This window comes from Croceicoccus sp. Ery5 (assembly GCF_020985325.1).
Taxonomy (GTDB): Bacteria; Pseudomonadota; Alphaproteobacteria; order Sphingomonadales; family Sphingomonadaceae; genus Croceicoccus.
Genome location: NZ_CP087587.1, coordinates 3,644,431 through 3,665,694, shown reverse-complemented (window position 1 = coordinate 3,665,694; position 21,264 = coordinate 3,644,431). Strand labels below are relative to the sequence as shown.

Sequence of the window (21,264 nt, the reverse complement as noted above, 5' to 3'; positions counted from 1 at the left end):
CTTCATAGGACCGGCGGGGCGGGCTGGACAAGCGGCGCATTTCCCGCTTGGAGCGCGGGTGATGAGCCGATGGGACGCCATATTAACCGACAGGCTGGCCGCGCTGGACGAACGCGAACAGCGCCGCGTGCTGCGCGCGGCGGCCTTGCGGCCCGATGGCAGGCTGCTGCGCGACGGGCGGCTGGCCCTCGATTTTTCGAGCAATGACTATCTCGGTCTGGCGCTGCATCCCCTGCTGGCGCAGCGCGCGGCGGAGTTTGCGGCGCGCTTTGGTGCAGGCGCGGGTGCGTCGCGACTGGTGACCGGCACGCTTGACGCGCATCTGGCACTGGAAGCGCGCATCGCGGCGCTGAAAGGCACCGAAAGCGCGCTGCTGCTGGCCAGCGGGTGGCAGGCGAATGCCGCGCTGGTGCCTGCCCTGGTCAGGGCGATGCCCGGTGCGGCGGTGTTCACCGACCGGCTGGTTCATGCCAGCATCCACCACGGCTGCGCGGCAGCGGGGGTGCGGCAGAAACGGTTCCGCCACAACGATCTGGCCCATCTGGACGAATTGCTGACTGCCCATGCCGCTGCGCCCGCGCGCATCATCCTGACCGAAAGCGTGTTCTCCATGGACGGCGACTGCGCCGATGTGGCGGGGCTGGGCGCGCTGGCCGACCGTCACGACGCTCTGCTGGTGGTGGACGAGGCGCATGCGACTGGCGTGCTGGGGCCAGACGGCGCGGGGCTGTCGCACGGGGTTGCGGGAGTCGATATCGCCATGGGCACGTTCAGCAAGGCGCTGGGCGGGTTCGGCGGCTATCTCGCCTGTTCATCGGCCATGCGCGACTGGCTGGTCAATGCGGCGGGGGGCTTCGTGTTCTCCACCGCCGTGCCGCCCGCCGTGCTGGGCGCCGCCGATGCCGCGCTCGACCTGTTGCCGCAGATGGGGGTAGAGCGGGCGCATCTGGCGGCTTTGGGCAAGCAATTGCGCGCCGGACTGGCCCGATTGGGCATGGATACCGGCGGATCGACCACGCAGATCGTGCCTGCCATCATCGGAGCGGAAGAGGACGCGCTGCGCCTGTCCTCCTTGCTGGAGGAGCGCGGCATGATTGCCGCCGCGATCCGTCCGCCGACCGTGCCGCCGGGCACCAGCCGCCTGCGCATCGCCTTGCGCGCCAGCCATTCCGAAGACGACGTGGCGCAATTGCTGGCCGCGCTGGGGGAAGCGCGGTGAAAATTGTCTTCGTGCATGGCTGGGGATTTGGTCCCTCGCTTTGGGATGGGGTGATCGCGCATTTGCCCGACGTGGACGTGGTGCGGGCGGATCGCGGATATTTCGGGGCGCCCGAATGGCTGGCGGTCGACGGGCCGTGCCTTGCCGTGACGCATAGTTTCGGGGCGATGGCCCTGCTGGGCGATGCGCCGCAGGGCTGTCGCGGCCTGCTGGCGATCAACGGGTTCGACCGTTTTACCGCGGCGGACGGACATGCAGGGGTCCATCCGCGCGTGATCGACCGCATGATCGCGCGGCTGGAGAGCGATCCGGCTGCCGTTTTGCGCGACTTCCATGCGCGGCTGGGCAGTGCGGTTCCAGCGGGGACGCCCGATGCGGCGCGATTGCACGATGATTTGCTCGCGATGCGCGACGGCGACCGGCGAGAGGCCAGCGCGGCATGGCGCGCGCCGTTGCTGGCACTGGACGGGGCGGACGATCCGCTGCTGTTTCCCGATATGCGCGCGGCGCAGTTCGCGGCAGCGCCCTATGTGGAACGCGCCACGGTTGCGGGCGGCCATGTGCTGCCGCTGACCCATCCGGAAATCTGCGCCGCATGGATCGAACGGCTGCGGGTGGCGGCATGATGGCGCGCCGCGACGCCATCGCCCGCGCATTCGGCGCGGCGCAGGATTACGACCGCCATGCCGCCATCCAGCGCCGCGCCGCCGGGGCACTGGCCGACCGTATTGCCGCACTGGATCTGCCATCGCCCGCCCTGCTGGAATTCGGCTGCGGCACGGGTTTTCTGACACAGGCGATGCAGGCGCGCGGGATTGGCGGGCACTGGACCGTCAGCGATCTGGCACCGCCCATGGTGGAGCGGTGCCGCCAGCGGGTGAGCGGCCCCCATCTAACCTTTGCGGTTCTGGATATGGAGCGCGACGAACCGCCAGCGGCTGGCGACTATGATCTGATCACCGCCAGCCTTGCGGCGCAATGGTTCGACGATCTGGATGCGGCGGTGGCGCGGATGCTGCGCTGGGTCAGGCCGGGCGGCCATGTGCTGTTCAATACGCTGGCATCGGGCACGTTCCGCGAATGGCGCGATGCACTGGCCAAGGCGGGGGCAGGGGCAGGCACGCCCGTATATCCGTCCGTGAAGCAGATCGCCGCGATTCATCGGCAGGCGCAGGTCGCCCCGTCCGTTGCCGGGCTGCTGCACGACCGCCATGATGATGCGCGCGGCTTCCTCGCCTCGGTCAAGGCTATCGGCGCGGGCGTGCCGGCGCGGGGCCATCGTCCGGTCGGCCCTGCCGCCATGCGCGCCGCCATGCGCCATTTCGAGGATGCCGGATCGACCGCGACCTATGAAATCGTCACCTGCCATTTTCGCCGCCCGTTGAAAGACAGCAGCCCGTTGAAAGACATAGGCCTATGACCCGCCCCATCGTCATCGCCGGAACCGATACCGATGTCGGCAAGACCGTCTTTGCCGCTGCGCTGGCGGGGGCGCTTGGTGCGCATTACTGGAAACCGGTGCAGGCCGGCTTTGATCCGTTCGAGGGGAAGATGGAAGGCGATGCCGACCGCGCCGCGCGGCTGGGCGGCATTCCCGCGGATCGGGTGCTGCCCGAAATCCACCGGCTGAACACGCCCTGTTCGCCGCATCTGGCGGCAGAAATCGACGGGGTGACGATCGACCCCGCCACGCTGGCGATTCCCGAAGTCGATGGTCCGCTGGTGATCGAAATGGCAGGCGGGCTGATGGTGCCATTGACGCGCGATACCACTTTCCTTGACGTGATCGCCCGCTGGCAGGTCCCCGTCGTGCTGGTCGCGCGCACCGCGCTGGGCACGATCAACCATAGCCTGCTGTCGATCAGCGCGCTGCGCCAGCGCGGCATTCCGCTGACCGGCGTGGCCTTTACGGGTGAAGCGAATGCGGACAGCGAACGCACGATCTGCGAGATGGGGCAGGTCAGGCGGCTGGGCAGGCTCGACCCGCTCGACCCGCTAAATGCCGATACGCTGGCCGCTGCCTTTGCCGCATCGTTCGACCCGCAGGATTTCGCATGAGCCCGATCTGGCACCCCTTTACCCAGCACGGATTGAACGAGCCGATCCCCCTGATCGAACGGGCCGGGGGCGCGCTGCTTTATGGCGAGGACGGGCGGCAGATCATCGATGCCATATCGTCGTGGTGGGTGACGACGCATGGCCATTGCCACCCCCCGATCATGCAGGCGATCGCGGAGCAGGCCGGCAAGCTCGACCAGCTGATCTTTGCAGGCTTTACCCACCGGCCCGCAGAGGATGTGGCCGCCGGTCTGCGCGCGATCATGCCCGACAACCTGACCCGCGTGTTCTTTTCCGATTCGGGGTCCACCAGCGTAGAGGTCGCGCTGAAAATGGCGCTGGGCTTCTGGGCGCATCAGGGCGAAAGCCGCAGCCGCATCGTGGTGATGGAACACAGCTATCACGGCGATACCATCGGCGCGATGAGCGTGGGCGAACGCGGCGTGTTCAACCAGCCCTATGATCCGCTGCTGTTCGATGTCACCAGCATCCCCTTTCCCGCAGCCGATCCGCAGCCGACACTGGACGCGCTGGAGGCTGCCTGCCGCGACGGGGCGGCGGCGCTGATCGTGGAGCCGCTGGTGCTGGGCGCGGGGGGGATGAAGTTCTATGCACCCGCCGTGCTGGCCGAAATGCACGCCATCTGCGCGCGGCACGGCACATTGTTCATCGCGGACGAGGTGATGACCGGCTGGGGCCGCACCGGCACGCTGCTGGCCTGCGCGCAGGCGGACATCGTGCCAGACATACTCTGCCTGTCGAAAGGGCTGACCGGCGGGGCGATCCCGCTGGCCGTCACCATGGCGAGCGAGCCGGTTTACGCCGCGCATCTGTCGACCGACCGGGCGAAGATGTTCTTCCATTCGTCCAGCTATACCGCCAACCCCATCGCCTGTGCCGCCGCCAATGCCAATCTGGCGATCTGGCGCGACGAGCCTGTGCTGGATCGGGTGAAACGGCTGGAAACGCGCCTGTCCGAACGCGTCGACGCGCTGGCGGGCAAGCGGGCGATCCGCAATGCGCGGGTCAGCGGCGGTATCGCGGCGTTCGAACTGGGGGAAGGCGACGGCTATCTGTCGGGCGACGTGCCCGCGATGATGCGCCATTGCCTGGACCGCGGCGTGCTGCTGCGCCCGCTGGGCAGCACGATTTACACGATGCCGCCCTATTGCATTACCGAAGAGCAGCTGGACGCGGTGTTCGACGCCATCGCCACGATCTGAATTCTGCACTGTCCCACAAATGGACGCCCGCCGCCGGTAAGGGGTTCTAACCCCGAAGGACAGTTGGTCCGACTCCGCCATGAATCCTAGAACACCGGCGCGCAGGTCGGGGCATCGATTGACCTTGCGCATGATCCATGACCGGGGGGTTTTGAATGCGCGTACTTGTAACGGGATCGGACGGCTATATCGGCGCGATCCTTGGTCCCGATCTGATGAAGCGCGGCTTCGACGTGGTCGGCTGCGACACCGGTTTTTACGCGGCGGGCTGGCTGTATCCCTCGCCCGATCCGGTGCCGATGGCGATCCGCAAGGATATCCGCGCCATCACGGCAGAGGATCTGAAGGGTTTCGACGCGGTGGTCCATCTGGCCGAATTGTCGAACGACCCGCTGGGCCAGCACGATCCGCACATCACCTACAAGATCAATCATGAAGGCACGCTCAGCCTTGCGCGCGCGGCGCGGGCGGCGGGCATCCGGCGCTTCGTCTATACCTCGTCCTGTTCGGTCTATGGCGCGGCCAATGCCGATTACGAATTCGTGGACGAAACGACGCCGCCCAATCCGCAAACCGCCTATGCCGAATGCAAGGTCAAGGTGGAGCAGGATCTGGGCGCGATGGCGGGCGAGAATTTCGCCCCCTGTTTCCTGCGCAATGCGACGGCATACGGGGCCAGCCCGCGCATGCGGTTCGACATCGTCCTCAATAATCTGTGCGGCCATGCGATGACATCGGGCGAAATCGTGCTGACCAGCGATGGCACGCCGTGGCGTCCGCTGGTGCATGTGAAGGATATTTGCCAGGCCATCCGCCTGTCGCTGATGGCGCCCGAGGATGATATCCGCGGCCAGATCTTCAACGTGGGCGATACCGATTCCAACTATCGCATCATCGATGTGGCGACGATCGTTTCGGAAACCTTCCCCGGCTGCAAGCTGACCGTGGGGAAAAGCGATGGCGACAATCGCAGCTACAAGGTCGGTTTTTCCAAGATCAAACAGGTGCTGCCCGGGTTCCAGTGCGAATGGACCCCCGAACGCGGCGCGCGCCAGTTGCGCACCTTGTTCGAGGCGATCCATCTGACCGCAGAAGATTTCAATGCGCCGCCCTATACGCGGCTGAAGATCCTGTTGCAGAACAAGGAAAAGAAGCTCCTCGATTCAGAGCTTTGCTGGACCTTGCCGGTCGTCTGACCGGACCCCGCATCCATTGCTGCGCCGCCAGTCGATCGTGCGGCGCAGCGCCTCGTCCAGCGGGGTGCGCGCGTGCCAGCCGGTATCGCGCGCGATTTTCGAAACGTCGCCCGCGATCAGCGGAGCCTCTCCCCCGCGGTCGGGCAGCGCGCCGATGGCGACCAGATCGGGCCGCCCCATGATCGCGCCGATCCGCGTGACCAGATCGCGCAGCTTGATCGCATCGCCCGATCCCACATTATAGGCTCCCGTTACCCCCGCATCGGCCAGCGCCAGCAAGCCGCCCGCCACATCGTCGATAAAGGCAAAGTCGCGCCGGATCGTGCCGCTGGCGGTTTCGGCGGTTTCGCCACGCAGCAGGCTGTCGATCACCGAAGGCACCAGCCGCGCCGCCCCCTCGTTCGGGCCAAAGAGATAGAAGATGCGCGCCCATGCCAGCGACAGGCCGCGATCCGCACAAAGCGTGGCGGCCCTGTCATGCAATTCCGCCTTGGCCCTGCCGTAAAGCGAGGCGGGGGCAACAGGGGTGACGCCCTCCACACAGGGCGTGTCATAAGGCGCATATTCGGCGCAGCTTCCGCAGGCGGTGATATGCCGCCCGCCTGCCCGCGCGAATGCATCGAACAGCATCAGACCGGCATCGCGCCATTCGGTATTGTCGGGGGCGTCCCACATGCCGCCGGGGCGGCTGCGCGCCCATGCGGCGTGGATCAGCACAGCGGGACGGTGCCGCGCCATCAGCGCCGTGACCTCATCGCGGTTCAGCAGGTCGATGCTCTCCCATGCCTCGCCGTCTTGCGCATCGTCTGGCCGCTTGCCCAATGCCACAAAGCGCCGCCCGCCTGCCCGCAAGGCGCGCACCACCGCGCTGCCGACGAAGCCGGTCGCACCGGTGACCAGAATAAGCGTTTCTTCATGCATTCGGATTACCCCGCCAAAGGGCAGGCAGATAACCCGCATGCCCCGCCGCCACAGCTTGCATGGAATCGCCAAGGCTGGGAAAATTCAACCCGAATATTGGGGGGCACCAATGAAAGTAGTTATCCTCGCGGGCGGTCTGGGCACGCGGTTGAGCGAAGAGACGTCGGTTCGTCCGAAGCCGATGGTCGAAGTCGGCGGGAAGCCGATCCTGTGGCACATCATGCGCCATTATGCGCATTTCGGCCATAAGGAGTTCATCGTCTGCTGCGGCTACAAGGGTGAGGTGATCAAGGAATATTTCCTCAATTACCGGTCGATCAGCAGCGATTTCTCCATCGACCTCAGCAGCGGGCAGATCGATTTCCATTCCCCCTCGGAAGAGGACTGGAAGGTTACGCTGGTCGATACCGGCGCGGATTCGATGACCGGCGGGCGCGTGCGCCGCGTGCGCGACATCGTGGGGAACGAACCCTTCTGCCTGACCTATGGCGATGGCCTGTCCAATGTGCCCGTCGACCAGCTGGTCGCGTTCCACAAGGCGCAGGGCAAATGGGCGACCGTGACCGCCGTGCTGCAACCGGGCCGCTTCGGCGCACTGGGGATGAGCGAGGACGGCGCCAAGGTTACCGGATTCCGCGAAAAAGGCATGCATGACGGCGGGCATATCAATGGCGGCTTCTACGTTTGCCAGCCCGAAGTGTTCGATCTGATCGAAGGCGACAGCACGATCTGGGAACGCGGCCCGATGGAAAGGCTGGTCGAACTGAACCAGCTGACTGCGTTCCGGCATGACGATTTCTGGCAATGCATGGATACGCTGCGCGACAAGACCGTGCTGGAGGAAATGTGGGCGCAGCCCGATTGTCCGTGGCGGCAGGTCTATGCGGGGAAGCCCGCACTGGCCGAAACCATCGCCTTTCCCAAGGTGGCGACGGCCGGCTAACGCCCGTTTCGCCCGTTTCAGTCGAAGCGGGCGAAGGGATTGCCGCAGACCTGCGCGATCGACACATATTCGACCGGATCGCTTTGCAGCATGCGCTGAAAGAATGTCGATCCCAGCATGAAATTGGTCGTCACGCGGCGGACGAAGGTCTCATAGGGCCCTTGCCCGCCAAGTATCTCGTCCAGCCCGACAAAGCCTGCCACCTGCTGCATATACATCAGCGGCTTGACCTTGCTCAGATCCTCGTCCGCGCTCATGTAGTCGCTGGCAAAGGCCTCTGCCGCGCCGGGCGCGATGGGTTCGCCCGGCAGGTAATGGCGTACCAGCCTTGCGTAAAAGCTCTCGATCTCGGACGACAGGACCAGCGCGCCGCCGCCCGCCAGCACTGCCGCGCCTGCCGTGCCGCCCAGAATGGCGTTGCGGCGCGTGAATTTCGGCATGAATTTCACCATGGCCCTTACCCCGTCAGATGTTGTGCCGAACGCAGCGACAGCGCCGCCGCGGTCAGCGTGGGATTGACGCTTCCGCTTGTCGGAAAGACCGACGTGCCCACGACCACCAGATTGCGCACCGCGTGGCTGACCAGATGGTCGTCCACCACCGAATTCTCGATGCCGGTGCCCATCCGGCAGGTGCCTTGCACATGGCCCAGCGTCGGCCAGATCTTCGGCTTGCGGATTTCCTCTACGGGCAGCGGTTTCAGAATATCGGGCAGGCGGCTCATCGCATGGGCCAGCGTGTTTTGCGCATATTCGGACCAGTGGCCGAACTTCACCGCCGGCGTATCGCCGCCGTCGTCGAACACGCCGTTTTCGTACTGCATGTGATCCTCGACATACAGGCCCAGCGGCAGGCATTCGCGCCAGCGCCCCGGCGGATCGAGCCGCAGCCCGTGGTCGAAGCCGTTCTTGAAGATCAGGAATGTCGTGCCGCGATCCTTTGTCCGACCTTCCTTCAGCAGCGACAGGTTCATCGCGGTCGTCGCCGTGCCGCCGTCGTAATGCTGCAGCCCGTCGAGATAGACCTCTACATTGGCGAGCATCTTTTCGCCCAGATAGCGGCCCACCCCGTGTCCGCCGATGCCCGAACGCAGCATGATGAACGGTGACCACAGCGCATTCGCGCCCAGCACGCACAGGTCGCACGACGCCTTGTAATCGCTGGTCCCGTTGCGGAACTGCACCGATTTCACCACCCCGTCCGCCGTATCCAGCATCTGGACCTCGCTTTCGAGGCAGATCGAGACCGACGGGTGCGACAGCACATCCTCGAACCCGTTCAGCGCGTTGAATTTCGCGTCCACCGGACAAAGATGGCACCGCGAGGTAGAGCAGCAACGGTTTCGCCGCGATGCATCGGTCGCGCGCGACAGCTTGGCCGTGGGCATGGGGTAATGCAGATGATCGGCCTGCTGCCGCATCAGCCCGTCAACCGTCGTCAGGTGATGCGCGGGCTGCGGATAGGGGGCCGTGCCGGGATAATGCGCCTCCAGTTCGTCCGAACCGGCGATCAGCATGATGTTTTCGGCCTGCTGGTAATAAGGGACCAGATCGTCATAGCCGACCGGCCAGTCCACGCTGGTGCCCGTCAGCGTATGGATGCGGAAATCGTCGGGATGCAGCCGCGGGGTCAGCGCCCACCAGCAATTGCTGCTGCCGCCCAGCCCGATCGTATAGGCCCATTCCTTGTGGAATTCGCCGATATTGCGATAGGTGCTGTGATTGTCGATCGGCGCGTTCTGCAGATGGTCAAGCTGCCACTGGTGGGTGTTGTACCCGCCCTTTTCCACGATCAGCACGCGCTGGTCAGGCTTGGCTTCCAGAAATTTCTTCAGGAAAAACAGCGACCCCATGCCCGAACCGACGGTGACGACGTCCCACGCTTCGGCTGCCGCTTTTTCCGCGCTGATGAATTTCATCGTCGATCCCCCCACTGGGTCTATGGTCCGAAATCACTCCTGCCCGTTGCCACCCGATTGCGGGCATTTCCGGTGCCCGCGCTGTATTCGATGCCTTGTTCCGGTCAGCCCGCCTGCGCGGGACTGTCCTGTCGCTTGCTTTTCTGCCGCTCCGCGACTTCGGACGAAAAGACGAGGATGCCGTCCTCGGGCTTTTCGCCAATGTCATAGGGCGCGATCACATCGTCGGCCAAAGCTGCCTCGTCGCTCATCCGGCGGAAGTCGCGCAGGGCAGTGCCGGTAGAGCCATTGTCCACGTTCAGCGCGCCCAGCCCCTGCGCCACATGCTCGCCGTCGACGATGCGGAAATCGATGCTGAACCGCGTCATCCCCGTCACATTGTCCGATGTCGCATGCAGCTGGTTGGCCGAAAAGATCACGGCCCCGCCCACCGGCAGCGTCACCTGTACCGCGGCAGGATGGTCGAGCGGGGCGAAAGGCTGCGGAATGCCGCGCTTGTCCTCGCCCTGCTTGTGTTCGGCCGCCTTCAGCCTTCCGCGCGCGTTCCATGCATAGATGTTGAAATCGTCCGAGCTGTTCTCGACCCCCGTTTCCACATAATGCGGATAGAATTCCATCGAGCATTCGCGGCTCATCGCGAAGACCGGCAGCCAGAACTGGATCTGCTGCATCGGGGCGGACCACCAAGTGTCGCGATGCGGCGGCTGTTTGTGCCCCACGCCCGAGGTGAGATAGCCGTCGCTCGACACCACCCGCATGCGCGGCACATCGAGGAAGGTGCGGTCGGGATCGAAGCCCAGCTCTTCCAGATATTGCTTTTGCAGCACGCGGGTTTGCGGATCGTGGATGAAACGCGGTTTGACCGCCGCCGCGCGCGCGACGAAATCGTCGACCGACAAATGGTGCTGCGCCGTGCGCGGGTCGTGCGGGGCGAATGCCTCTTCCACCATGCGCTGCGCATGTTCGCACAGCGCGATGCTGGCAGGGGTGGGCGGCAACAGGTTCAGCTGTCCGCGATAGATCGCCTTTTCCTCATCCTCGATCGAACCGGGCAGGCCGACGGTGACGGCAATCGAATGCCGGTCGTTGGGACGTTCGCCTGTGCGGCCTGCCGGTGGCGTCATATTCATAGCAGGATCCCCTTTTGCTGCGCCGGAATGGCGGGCTTGGGCAGATAATTCGCCTCGGTCAAAGCGCGCAGGAACACGCCGATGCCCGATTTGAAACAGCGCGGCGTATCGCGGTAACGCCAGCTATTGCCGATCAGGCTGAGCCCGTTGGCGATGCGTGCGCGCGTCGCGCCGATGCGGCGGCCCTGACGGTCGACCCCGCCATAGACCATCATCTTGTCGGGAATATTGTCATAGCTTTCGATCAGCGCGGCCATTTCGGCCTGCGGGCCCATTTTTTCCTTGGCGAAATCCTTGTAAATGCCGCCGGTCGCATGCGGGCGCGTGTGCAGCATCGAGATTTCGTCGATGATCGCGGATTTATACACCGGATCGGGCATGGTGACGGTCCAGATCCGGTCCATCCCCCAGCCCGATTTCACCTTGGACAGGGTGGGCATGAAGCTTTTGAGATAATCGGTGCGGATCGCGGTCGCCATGCATTCGACAAAGTTCGAAAAGCGCAGCTTCGTCCCCTTGCATTGCAGCAGGATGGGATAGCAGAAATAGCTGTCGGCATGCAGCGAGGGCTGGGCCAGCAGCAGATCGTGCTCCGCGCAAATCTCGAAATAGCGGTTGAGGTCGGATTTGGTGAAGACCAGATCATCGTCCATGAACGCGATATAGCGATAGCGGTCCATGATGTCCGGATTGGCGGCGAGATAGCGATAGATGCTGTCCCACTTCGTCCCCTTGTCGATCGAGATCGGCAGGTCGCCGTCGGCCCCGATCTCGGGATCGTCGATCCACTGGCTGACGATAAGGTCCCAGTTGCGGTCCCCCGGCCCTTCCAGCCAGCCATGGTGGAGCGAGGTTTTGCCCCCGCGCACGAAAACGAGATTTTCTCTCGTGCTGCTCACGTCAGTCCCCCGAAACTCTGGCCGCCAGCGACGGCTGCCCCCGGCCGCCGCGATTGCAGGCGATCCAGCGCCTTTTGCGCGGCATTCTCGCCGCTTTTGAAAGCCTGATCGGTCCAGATGTAACCCCAGTCGCCGAACCGCCCGCAAAAAGCGACGCCGATCTCGTCCAGATAGTCGTGGATCAGCTTTACCGCGGCGGGGCGGTCATGGTCGAAGATGATATTGGCATAGGGCGCGACGATGGTGCTGGTATGGTTCACCTGGTCGCGCCCGTCGATCAGCCCCGCTTTCAGCAGGCCGTCGATCACCGGTTCGATATAGGCATCGGCAGGCTTGGTGCGCGGCTTCCATTTCTGGCTGAAATAGACCTCAGCCTGCAGCGCGCTGCACCCTTTGGGCGCAACATTGGGCGAGAAGTTCGACGGATAGGACAGCCGCGCAAAGCAGATATCCTCGTCATAGAAATACGTCCAGTGCGCGTCCTTGATGAACGGCTTGGTGACGCCGATGTTGACCAGCACCACTTCGGTGCAGGCGAGCTTTTCGGCGGCCGCCTTCACATCGTCGGGCGCGCCCTTGATCATCGGGATCAGGCTGGGCAGTGCGACCGACGACACCACCGCGTCATAGGGCGCCACCCGCCCGTCGCGCATCGTCAGCGTGCGGGCGACCGGATCGATTTCGGTGATTTCCGAATTCACCTGCAGGTTCGCACGGTCGCGGAAACCGTTGAGATAGGACACGAAGCCGCCATGCGTGGGATAGCGGAAATGGTCGACGTAATGCACGTCGGGCGATTGTTCGTTCAGCGCGCCGACCAGCATCTGTTCGAGGCTGGGCCTGTAGAGCCGCGGACCGAGCCAGTCGGTCGTCAGGTTCTTCGCCTCGGTCGAATGGTATTTCTTGGTATATTCCATCGGAAAGGTCCGCGCAAACGTCTCTCCGAAGGCGGCGAGCAGCCAGTCCTCGTAATTCCCGATCTTCGCTTCCTCGATCGGCGTTTTCGACGCTTCGACGAAGTCGCGGATGGACTTCATGATCAGATCGGTGGGAAGCCCGTGCAGATTGGTCTGCGCCGGATGCTTGATGAAATGGCCCTGCCAGAAATTATCGACATAGGCGCGCAGCCGTTCGAACGTGCCGCCAATGGAATCGGCGAACAGTTCCTGCAGGCGCTTGTCCTCTGTGAACGAGATATGCGGCCCTTCGTCGAACAGATATCCGTCGGCATAGGCATGGGTAGAGGTATGCCCGCCATGCACGGGGCGCTTTTCGTAAATGGTCGCGTTCACTGCCTCGCCCGACAGCGCGTGCGAGGCGCCGAAACCGGCGAAACCGGACCCGATGATGGCGATATTGGGCTTGCTTGCCACGATTGTCTGCGTCCCCGTTGTTCTGCGTTATCAGTCTTCGATCTGCGCCTTGGGGACGGGAACGATGAACTTGCCGCCCCAGTCGCGCACGGCGGCCATCTGTTCCTTGATCTCGTCCTTCAGGTTCCACGGCAGGATAAGCACATAGTCGGGCCGCGTATTCAGGATCTCGCCGGGGTCCAGAATCGGGACGCCGACGCCGGGGAAGTAACAGCCCTGTTTGGAAGGGGCGCGGTCCACTGTGTAATCGATGAAGTCGCGGTCAACCCCGCAATAATTCAGCAGCGTCACCCCCTTGGCCGGAGCGCCATAGCCGACGATGGTCTTGCCCTGTTTCTTCAGGTCGAGCAGCAGTTCGAGCAGCGCGAATTTCGTTTGCAGAATATCGGCCCGCCACGCCCGATAGGTGGCCGGATTGTCGAGCCCGTATTCCAGCTCTTCACCCCGCATCGCTTCCAGCGAAATCTCGTTCGGGCGGGCAGCGTCCTTGCGGCACACGAAAAAGCGCACCGATCCGCCATGGGTCGGCAGGTTGTCGACCGCAAAGACGCGCAGGCCCGCCGCATCGAACAGCCGTTCGGCCGCGATCAGCGAGAGATAGGAGAAATGTTCGTGATAGATCGTGTCGAACTGGCGGCCCTGCATCAGGCGGAGCAGATGCTGCACTTCGAACGTGGCGACGCCCTCGGGCTTCAGGATCGCCGCGATGCCGCGCACGAAATCGTTGATGTCGGGCACATGGGCCAGCACATTATTGGCGGTGACCAGATCGGCCTGCCATCCCCGCGCGGCCAGCGACTTGCCATAGGCCTCGGTCATGAATTCGACATCGACGTCGATGCCCAGCCGCCGCGCCATTTCGGCGGGGCCTGCGGTCGGCTCTACCCCGAAACAGGGGATGCCCGCCGCCTTGACATATTGCAGCAGATAGCCGTCGTTGCAGGCAACCTCGACCACCTTGCTGTCGGCCGTCAGCCCGAACCGTTCGATGGCCATGTCGACATAGGCCCTGGCATGCGCCAGCCATGTCGTCGAATGCGACGAGAAATAGGTGTAATCGGCGCGGAACAGCGCGTCGGCAGGCAGCACGTCGCCCGCCTGCGCCAGCCAGCATTGCCCGCACACCCGCACCGCCAGCGGATAGGTCGCCTCCGGCTCTCCGATACGGTCGTTGGGGATCATGTCGTTGGCGACGGGGCTGTGGCCCAGATCGGCCAGCACGATGTCCAGCGGGGCATCGCAATGGCGGCATGTCGCGCCGCCCTGTGCCGTACCGGTCACGCTGCCCGTTTCGGGATCGCTCTGGATCGCCGCTGCCCCGCCAATGTTCATGTTCCGATCAACCCCCCGGTTCAATGCTGGAAAACCTTCCGCCCCTGTGCGGAGCGGACTAGCCTGTCGCCGCCTCGCTATTTTCAAAGCGCTCGGTAAATCTCTTGCGGATCAGCTTGCGGGCCAGCGGCGCGGGCGCCGCCAGAACGGCCAGCACCCAGCCTGCCACGATCACCCGCTTTTTCAGCGGATCGAAATTCTTGCGAAAGACCGAACCGATCGCGTCGATCCCTGCCGTCACCCGCCCGTCGCCCGGCATGGGATGGCTTTGCGGTGCCATGCGCAGGCTGGCGGCGCGCAATTGCAGCAAATGGCGGCTGCGGCGCAGGCTGTTCGGGCGCGGCAGTTCCACGCCCAGCTTCGCGCAAATCGCCTCTGCACTGTGTTGCCGCTTCATCGCGCGCGCCACTTCACGCCCGAAATTGTCGGGCCGCGCGCCCATGTTGGAATCGTTCGCGCCATGCTGGCGATATTGCACCAGCGGTTCGACCACCGTCACCACATCGCCCATCAGCGGGGCGAGCGCGAGGCAGGTGGAATCGGTGGCATTGTCATGCTCGTCCCCGATGGGGAAGAACTGTTCCAGAAAGCGGCGCGCATAGGCGTTGGCCGACCCCGGCGGCGTGGGATATTCGGTCGAACTGCGCGCCCATGCGGTGATCTGCGCGGGTTCGGGGCGAAAGGCGAAATTGGGGATCAGATCGCCGAACGGCCGGTCCTCGGCATCGATCAGCTGCATCTGGACCTGCACCTTGGTCACTGTCGGCCCCCATGCGGCGGCCACGGCCCGCGCGAAGGCGGGGTCAAGTACATCGTCGGCATCGAGGAAGACGACCACATCGCCGGTGGACCGTGCGAAAGCCGCATTATTGGCGGCGCGCTGGCCCGCATTGTCCTGATAGACCGCAGTGATCGAACCGGCGAAGCTGTCGATCACCTCGCGCGAATTGTCGGTCGAGCCGTCGTCGACGACGATCACCTCGATGTCGGGCCAGTCCATGGCGAGCGCGCTTTCGATCGCGCGGCCCAGAAACCGGTCGTAATTGTAATTGGCGACCAGAATGGAAAAGCGCACCGGCGCATCCGTCGGTTTCGCGCCCGCATCCGAACGCACAGCGGCTGGGGCGGCAGCCGGCCCCTGCGCGGTTTCCGGATCGGGATGCACTGCAACAGACATATGCTCTTGAGTCCTTTCCAGACCCGCAGGAAGTTCGAAACCGGATTGCTGCCCCCAGCACTGCCATTCTGGCCCTTGTGCGGGTGCGACCTCAAGGTCCAATTCGATAGCTACCCCTAAGGGTCATGGCGTCGGGCGGGCGATTTTTCCGCCTTGTTAAAGGTCGAGAATCCGTAACGGATCGGCGCGGCCGCGCAACATATCGCCAAAGGCGCGCATGTTTCCTTTCAGCCGCCCGCGCCGGTCGATCAGCGGTTCGGGCCGGATGCTTTTCGCCAGATTCGCGGCCACATTCTTGGCCATCAACGTCCAGCCATGGGCCGCGCCGATGGTGCCCTTGCGCCGCAGATAGACGATATTGGCGACTTGCGAATAGCCCAGCTTCAGCCCCGATGTGCGGCCGCCGCGCGTGCCCATATGGATGCCGGTGATCGCATTGGTGCGCAGCATATGGCCGCGCCGCGCCAGCTGTTCGGTAAAGTCCACGTCTTCCTGCCAGCCGTACAAAGGCAGGTTCTCGTCGAACGACAGATCCTCGCACGCGCTCATGCGGAAGGCCATGTTGCAGCCATAGAGCCAGCTGGTCTTTTCATCGGGCTTGTCGGGGCGGGGCGCGCCCGCGTCCAGCATCGCCTCGGCTTCTTCATAGCTCAGCGCGCCGGTCTGCGCGCCGTCGGCGATCAGCCAGCCGGTCAGCCCGACCAGCTTGGGGTCGGCCACGAACAGCCCCTCCAGCTTTTCGAGAAAATCGTGCGCGACCACGAAATCGTCGTCGAAGAACACCACCGCATCGCTTTTGCCGCGCAGCAGCGACAGCGCGACATTGCGCTGGCAGCACAGGCCCTTTTTGGGCGAAACCACCGCATGTTCGGGCGGCATGTCCAGCGCCTCTACGCCCGCGATATCGTCGGGCGATGCGCCGACGACGACGATCCCGTCGGGCAGGCGCGTCTGGTGCTTGAAGCGGTCGACCACCTTGCACAGCACATCGGGCCGCCCGGTGGTGGCAATCGCCACATGGATCCGCATGGTTCAACTTCTCCGCTTGAACGCCCGTCGCCGACGGGGCCATCTCGCGCCATCAATACGCCGCGCGCAGCTGTTCTGCCATGGCGAACAAGGTCGAACCCCCAAAGGGTTAAACAAAGGGTTAAGGCTGCCCCATGGGGATCGGCCGGTTCTGTTCCGGCCCGCCCGATCCGGGAGGTAGCCTCAGGCCAGCGCCCCCTCGAACCCGGCGGCAAAGCTGTCCCAGCTCAGGCTGTCGAGATAATGCGACAGCATATCGGCATCCTTTTTCAGCACGCGGTAATGGATCACGCTGTCGATCTGCGCCGCCAGATTGCTGCCGTCGGGCTTGTAACAGGTGATCCACGGGCCGACGCTCTCACCAATTTCGCGGAACAGCGGCAGATCGGCACAAAGCAGCGCGGTCGAATGTTCCAGCACTTTCACCGCCATGCCTGAATTCCAGCATACGGTATAAGGCAGCACGATCGCCGCCGACTGCGCGATGATCGTGTCCAGCTCGTCATGGCCGGGGCGGCGGTCATCCCAGTCGATGGTGCAACCCGCCTCGCGCGCCTTGTCGATCAGTGTCCGGATCGTCGCGGCATATTCCGGCTCGTCGCAATGGCCGATGATTTCCAGCGGCGTTGCAATCCGCTGCTTTGCATAAAGCGCAAGGAAACGGTCCAGCCCCTTGTACACGCGGATATCGCCGACAAAGCGCAGCGCGGCGCGTGCCGGCGCGGCGGCGGCCGGCGTGGGTGCGTGGCCACGGAAATGCGGGTGGAACAGGGTCTGGTGGTCGGGGCTCGCCAGTTCGGGGAATTTGGCGGCAAACGCCTCGCGCGAGGAAGCGGAGAGGAACACATATTGATCGGTCAGCCACGCGCTCAACCGGCGGTTGATGCGGCGCAGCAGGCGGCGATGGCGATGCAATTCGTCGACATCATGCACGATCCGCACCACCCGCGCGCCCCGTAACTTGAGGTAGGAGAGTAACGAGAAGAACATTCCCGTGCGCACCCACGCCACCGGCAGTGAATGGGTGGTCGAGAAATGATCGGGCCAATGGATGATCACCGCATCATAAGCAGTGCGCAAATATTTGCCCGGTTCATTATCGTCCACGCGCCAGCCACGCGATTCGAGGCTGTCGGCCAACAGGCCGGGGAACGGATTCAGTTTCGACATTCCGCGGGACGGAATACTCAATGCTGCCCGATCTTTCAAAGTAAAGACCCCCTTTATTCAGCATAAGTAATCGGAATAATTGATTTTAATTCCCGTCCCAAAAATATCTCGACACAGGCCTGCGGTTTTTCCGGAGTGCCCGATATTATTTACATTCTTGTAATTTGCGATTCCGACAAGATCGGATTTCCGTTAACCACGATATAAAGTACCCCTGTTGCGAGCAACTAGCCAATAGGGGTTACCCTAGGAATCGACATCGCCCATCACTGCAACTCTTGTTACTTTTGCCAAGTTACAGGGCGGATGGCGATCACCCGGTAATTGATCAAGTAATTGACTCTGCGCCCGAAAATAACGGCGCCTCAGAAACGAAAGGGGCTTTCACGCGATGAGCGTCGAGCATCTGTCGGGTTACCAAGCGCGTGATTACGCCGTCGTCGATTACAAAATGTATCAGGATCAGGACACCGGCCTGTCGTTTCGCGGGCCCGAACCGGTGGTGGAAGGGGGCAATTACGTCACCTGCCTGGGCGCGGCGCAGACCTTCGGCTGTTTTTGCGAACGCCCGTTTCCGGCGATCCTGCAGGACCGTTTCGGCATTCCCTTCGTCAATTTCGGCTATGGCGGGGCGGGGCCGGCGTTCTTTCTGCGCCATCCCGAACTGATCGATTTCGCCAATCGCGGCCGCGCGGTGATCCTGCAGGTGATGTCGGGCCGCAGCGAAAGCAATTCGGTCTATGACAGCGGCGGGCTGGAATATATCACCCGCCGCGCCGACGGGCAAAAGCTGTCGGCGCAGCAGGCATGGGCCGACCTGCTGGCGCAGGAACCGCCGCCCGCCTTTCTGCCGCCGCCCGCGGGCAAGGCGCTGCGCATGTTCGTGGGCCCGCCGCATGTGCGCGAGATATTGGCCGAAACGCGCGCCAACTGGATCGCGAACAACCGCGAGCTGATGGACCGGCTGACGGTGCCTGTCGTCTTCTTCTATTTCTCGCGCCGCGCGCCCGATCTGCACAAGACGGGTAAGTTCGCATGGTGGTGGCAGCGCTATGACAGCGAAAACGCGATGTTCGGCGATTATCCGCAACTGGTGAACCAGGCGATGATCGATGCGACCGCGCGCAAGGCGCAGGACTACGTCCATTGCCATTCGCGCCGCGGATCGCCGCAGCCGCTGATCGACCGGTTCACCGGCGGACCCGCGCGCATCGACAATAGCGCCGACCGCAAGGACCTGTCGGTCGAGACCTATTCCGAAAACGATTATTACCCCTCGCCCGAAATGCACGAGGACGCAGCCGACCTGCTGGAGCCGGTGCTGCGCCGCAAGCTGGAGTGGCGCATTTCCAGCGGTGTGCCACAGGCGATGGCATCGTGATGCGGGGCGCTGAAAAAGGGGCGGCGCAGGGCACGCAGCGGCCGATCCTCGTCACCGGATGCCCGCGATCGGGCACCACCTTTGTCGGCAAGGTTATCGGCCAGTCGCCAGAAGTGTTCTATATCTACGAGCCTTTCAATGACGAGGCGCCGCATCATCTGGATCTGCCCGAACGCTTTGTCGCGCTGGGCGCATCGGGCGCTGAAACGGGCGGCCACGGCACCGCGCTGGACGCACAGATCGGGGATATGATCGCTTTGGGCCGTCCGGCAGTCCGCTGGCGCAAGGCGATGCAGGGCGCGCTGGAGTTCAAGGCGCGCGAACCCGATCTGGCGGGGCGGCTGGCGGCCCGCGAATTCGCCTATCGCCGCGAAAGCTTTGCGCGGGCGAGCCGCGTTTGCATCAAGGACCCGCTGGCCTTTTTCGCGGCCGAATATCTGGCCGACGCACATGACGCGCAGGTCGTGGTGATGGTGCGCCATCCCGCCAGCGTGATTTCCAGCTATCTCGCGCTGGACTGGCCATCGGAAATGGGCGCCATCGCGGGGCGCGATCTGGCGCTGGACGATGCGGCGCTGGCGGCGGAAGTGGCCGGTTTCGATCCGGCGGCACGCCCGAATATCGACGGGCTGATCCTGCAATGGCGCTTGTTCGCCACGGCCACGCTGGAACTGGCAGAAAGGCGGCCCGACTGGATCTTCGTGGTCCACGACGATCTTTGCCTTGATCCCGAAACGCATATGCGCGCGATGTTCGATGCGCTGGGGCTGACGTTCGGCGATGCGATCGCGGGCAGGCTGCGCCGCGATACGACCCATGCCGCGCCCGAATCGGTCCAGAACCACAGCCAGCACCGCCACCGCCGCAACAGCCGCGAACTGGTCGATGGCTGGCGCGACCGGCTGGAACCGGCGGTCGCCGACCGGATTATGGCCGAAACGGTGGTTTTGTGGGAGCGGGTGCAGGCGACATTACGCCCGGATTACCAGTTTGAATCGCTTGCGAAAAAGGATGGTCGGCAAAACTATTCATAAGGTCGCATTTGTCGGCACAAATCTACGCATGGGCAGTTTCTGTCGCCACTGGCAATTGTTAGGATAGCGCCGTTGCCGTCTTGAAGGCTGCGGATCTGTCCGGCAATCGCGCGTGGATGCGCTCGATAACGGTTACGGCCATGCAGGAAACATGGGCCGGAAACCTCGGGCGGCAAGACGGGGTAGCGCAAGTGTTGGATGAAGAATTTCTTGGCGCGGTCGATGCGGCCAGCCAGGACCATGAAATTATCGCGGCCTGCGTGTGCAGGAACGAATATGACCGGCTGCAATCGTGGCTGGCGCACTACCGCGCCATTGGCGTGACGTGTTTTGCCGTGATCGACAACGGTTCGGACGACGGCACCTATGAATTTCTCGCCGCGCAGCCCGATGTGATCCTGACGCAGACGACGGCCAGCTATGCGCAGTCGAATTTCGGCATGGTCTGGGTGGATCAGGTGCGCGCGCGGATCAGCCGCAAGATCTGGCTGCTCTATACCGACGCGGACGAGCAGATCGTCTATCGCGGCTGGCCCGAACGCCCGCTGACCGATCTGGTCCGCGAGGCGGAGAGCGAGGGGGCGGACACGATCTTCGCCTTTATGCTCGACATGTATCCCGACGGTAAGGTCGACGAAGGCAAGCCCGAGACGGGCCGCGATCTGGCCGAGGTCGCGCCCTTGTTCGACAGCGAATATCATTTCCGTCTGCGCCCCTGCAAACCGTGGCGGAACCCCGATGGCTGGGTCGAGGTCGTGGGCGGCCCGCGCGTGCGCCTGATGTCGAGCGTGCGGCGCGAATCGCGCAGCAACTGGCGCACATACTGGCTGCGCGGGCAAAGCGACCGCGTGCTGCCGCGCGTGCCGCGCCGTTTCCTGCCGCTGGCCTTGCGCGCGTTGCCCACGCAAATGCCGGTGCTGGCGAAATATCCGCTGGTCCGCACGCAAAGTCCGGTGCGCTATATCCATGCCCATGCGGTCGGCGGTGCGACCATCTTTCGCGAAAGCACGGTGCTGCTGCACTTCAAGTTCCTCGCCGATTTCGCCGCGCGCGTTCACCGCGAGGTGGAGCGGGGCGAGCATTACAACGGCGGGGCGGAATATGTGCTCTATGCCGACATGATCCGCCGCAACAAGGGGATGGACCTGCGTTATGACGGCAGCGTGCGGTTCAAGGGGGCCGACCAGCTGATCGACATGGGGCTGATCCGCGACCTGTCGGGTTTCGGCGATTATCCGATTCCTGCCAATGTCGCCTGACC

At 63.7% G+C, this 21,264-nt stretch carries 20 protein-coding genes; 10 read left to right on the top strand and 10 right to left on the bottom strand.

The features are described from left to right. The first annotated feature begins 61 nt into the window (after positions 1 to 61). The 6 genes from LOZ74_RS17325 to LOZ74_RS17300 all read left to right on the top strand — a co-directional run bounded on the left by LOZ74_RS17325 (position 62) and on the right by LOZ74_RS17300 (position 5,696). Complete coding sequence (locus tag LOZ74_RS17325) at positions 62 to 1,219, top strand: 8-amino-7-oxononanoate synthase (protein WP_230292225.1); 1,158 nt, start codon at positions 62 to 64, stop codon at positions 1,217 to 1,219. After that, positions 1,216 to 1,845, top strand: a complete 630-nt coding sequence (locus LOZ74_RS17320; protein WP_230292224.1) for an alpha/beta fold hydrolase — start codon at positions 1,216 to 1,218, stop codon at positions 1,843 to 1,845. The genes LOZ74_RS17325 and LOZ74_RS17320 overlap by 4 nt, the downstream gene beginning before the upstream one ends. Then, on the top strand, positions 1,815 to 2,639 hold the full coding sequence (locus tag LOZ74_RS17315; protein ID WP_230292223.1) for a methyltransferase domain-containing protein: 825 nt from the start codon (positions 1,815 to 1,817) through the stop codon (positions 2,637 to 2,639). Before LOZ74_RS17320 ends, LOZ74_RS17315 begins: the two co-directional genes overlap by 31 nt. Further along, complete coding sequence (gene bioD / locus LOZ74_RS17310) at positions 2,636 to 3,277, top strand: dethiobiotin synthase (protein ID WP_230292222.1); 642 nt, start codon at positions 2,636 to 2,638, stop codon at positions 3,275 to 3,277. Before LOZ74_RS17315 ends, bioD begins: the two co-directional genes overlap by 4 nt. Then, a complete protein-coding gene (locus LOZ74_RS17305; RefSeq protein ID WP_230292221.1) occupies positions 3,274 to 4,500 on the top strand; it encodes an adenosylmethionine--8-amino-7-oxononanoate transaminase in 1,227 nt (408 codons plus the stop codon). The genes bioD and LOZ74_RS17305 overlap by 4 nt, the downstream gene beginning before the upstream one ends. Before the next feature lie 155 nt (positions 4,501 to 4,655). Further along, the gene (locus tag LOZ74_RS17300) at positions 4,656 to 5,696 is read left to right on the top strand and encodes an NAD(P)-dependent oxidoreductase (protein ID WP_230292220.1); all 1,041 of its coding nucleotides are present in this window, start codon (positions 4,656 to 4,658) and stop codon (positions 5,694 to 5,696) included. On the opposite strand, the gene LOZ74_RS17295 is transcribed toward LOZ74_RS17300, so the two are convergent. Beyond that, positions 5,664 to 6,617: an NAD(P)-dependent oxidoreductase gene (locus LOZ74_RS17295; protein WP_230292219.1), complete on the bottom strand. Its 954-nt coding sequence runs from the start codon at positions 6,615 to 6,617 to the stop codon at positions 5,664 to 5,666. The two genes, LOZ74_RS17300 and LOZ74_RS17295, sit on opposite strands and share 33 nt — an antisense overlap. A 109-nt stretch (positions 6,618 to 6,726) precedes the next feature. Between LOZ74_RS17295 and rfbF the strand changes: the two genes are divergently transcribed. Beyond that, positions 6,727 to 7,560 (top strand): glucose-1-phosphate cytidylyltransferase, encoded by an 834-nt coding sequence (gene rfbF, locus LOZ74_RS17290; RefSeq protein WP_230292218.1) that lies wholly within the window; start codon positions 6,727 to 6,729, stop codon positions 7,558 to 7,560. Between the two features lie 17 nt (positions 7,561 to 7,577). Here the strand turns inward: rfbF and LOZ74_RS17285 are convergent, their stop codons facing one another. From LOZ74_RS17285 to LOZ74_RS17245, 9 genes are all read right to left on the bottom strand, one after another. After that, positions 7,578 to 8,012, bottom strand: coding sequence for a hypothetical protein (locus LOZ74_RS17285; protein WP_230292217.1), 435 nt, complete (start codon positions 8,010 to 8,012; stop codon positions 7,578 to 7,580). 5 nt (positions 8,013 to 8,017) lie between these two features. After that, on the bottom strand, positions 8,018 to 9,478 hold the full coding sequence (locus LOZ74_RS17280) for a GMC oxidoreductase (protein ID WP_230292216.1): 1,461 nt from the start codon (positions 9,476 to 9,478) through the stop codon (positions 8,018 to 8,020). Positions 9,479 to 9,582: 104 nt separating this feature from the next. After that, positions 9,583 to 10,608 carry a hypothetical protein gene (locus LOZ74_RS17275; RefSeq protein ID WP_230292215.1) on the bottom strand — a complete coding sequence of 342 codons (1,026 nt, stop codon included), beginning with the start codon at positions 10,606 to 10,608 and terminating at the stop codon, positions 9,583 to 9,585. After that, entirely contained in the window at positions 10,605 to 11,507 is a 903-nt protein-coding gene (locus LOZ74_RS17270) for a DUF707 domain-containing protein (RefSeq protein ID WP_230292214.1), read from the bottom strand. The genes LOZ74_RS17275 and LOZ74_RS17270 overlap by 4 nt, the downstream gene beginning before the upstream one ends. Continuing rightward, a complete protein-coding gene (locus LOZ74_RS17265) occupies positions 11,504 to 12,880 on the bottom strand; it encodes an NAD(P)/FAD-dependent oxidoreductase (RefSeq protein ID WP_230292213.1) in 1,377 nt (458 codons plus the stop codon). Before LOZ74_RS17265 ends, LOZ74_RS17270 begins: the two co-directional genes overlap by 4 nt. A gap of 30 nt (positions 12,881 to 12,910) precedes the next feature. Then, complete coding sequence (locus LOZ74_RS17260) at positions 12,911 to 14,212, bottom strand: class I SAM-dependent methyltransferase (RefSeq protein ID WP_230292212.1); 1,302 nt, start codon at positions 14,210 to 14,212, stop codon at positions 12,911 to 12,913. A gap of 58 nt (positions 14,213 to 14,270) precedes the next feature. Continuing rightward, entirely contained in the window at positions 14,271 to 15,389 is a 1,119-nt protein-coding gene (locus tag LOZ74_RS17255; protein WP_230292211.1) for a glycosyltransferase family A protein, read from the bottom strand. A 156-nt stretch (positions 15,390 to 15,545) separates the two neighbouring features. After that, positions 15,546 to 16,418 (bottom strand): glycosyltransferase family 2 protein, encoded by an 873-nt coding sequence (locus LOZ74_RS17250; protein ID WP_230292210.1) that lies wholly within the window; start codon positions 16,416 to 16,418, stop codon positions 15,546 to 15,548. Between the two features lie 183 nt (positions 16,419 to 16,601). Beyond that, the gene (locus LOZ74_RS17245; protein ID WP_230292209.1) at positions 16,602 to 17,588 is read right to left on the bottom strand and encodes a hypothetical protein; all 987 of its coding nucleotides are present in this window, start codon (positions 17,586 to 17,588) and stop codon (positions 16,602 to 16,604) included. Positions 17,589 to 17,979: 391 nt separating this feature from the next. On the opposite strand from LOZ74_RS17245, the gene LOZ74_RS17240 reads away from it, so the two are divergent. From LOZ74_RS17240 to LOZ74_RS17230, 3 genes are all read left to right on the top strand, one after another. Next, positions 17,980 to 18,969, top strand: a complete 990-nt coding sequence (locus tag LOZ74_RS17240; RefSeq protein ID WP_230292208.1) for a DUF6473 family protein — start codon at positions 17,980 to 17,982, stop codon at positions 18,967 to 18,969. Continuing rightward, positions 18,969 to 20,003 (top strand): sulfotransferase, encoded by a 1,035-nt coding sequence (locus tag LOZ74_RS17235; RefSeq protein WP_230292207.1) that lies wholly within the window; start codon positions 18,969 to 18,971, stop codon positions 20,001 to 20,003. The genes LOZ74_RS17240 and LOZ74_RS17235 overlap by 1 nt, the downstream gene beginning before the upstream one ends. Positions 20,004 to 20,119: 116 nt before the next feature. Continuing rightward, entirely contained in the window at positions 20,120 to 21,262 is a 1,143-nt protein-coding gene (locus LOZ74_RS17230; protein ID WP_230292206.1) for a glycosyltransferase family 2 protein, read from the top strand. Positions 21,263 to 21,264: the final 2 nt, after the last annotated feature.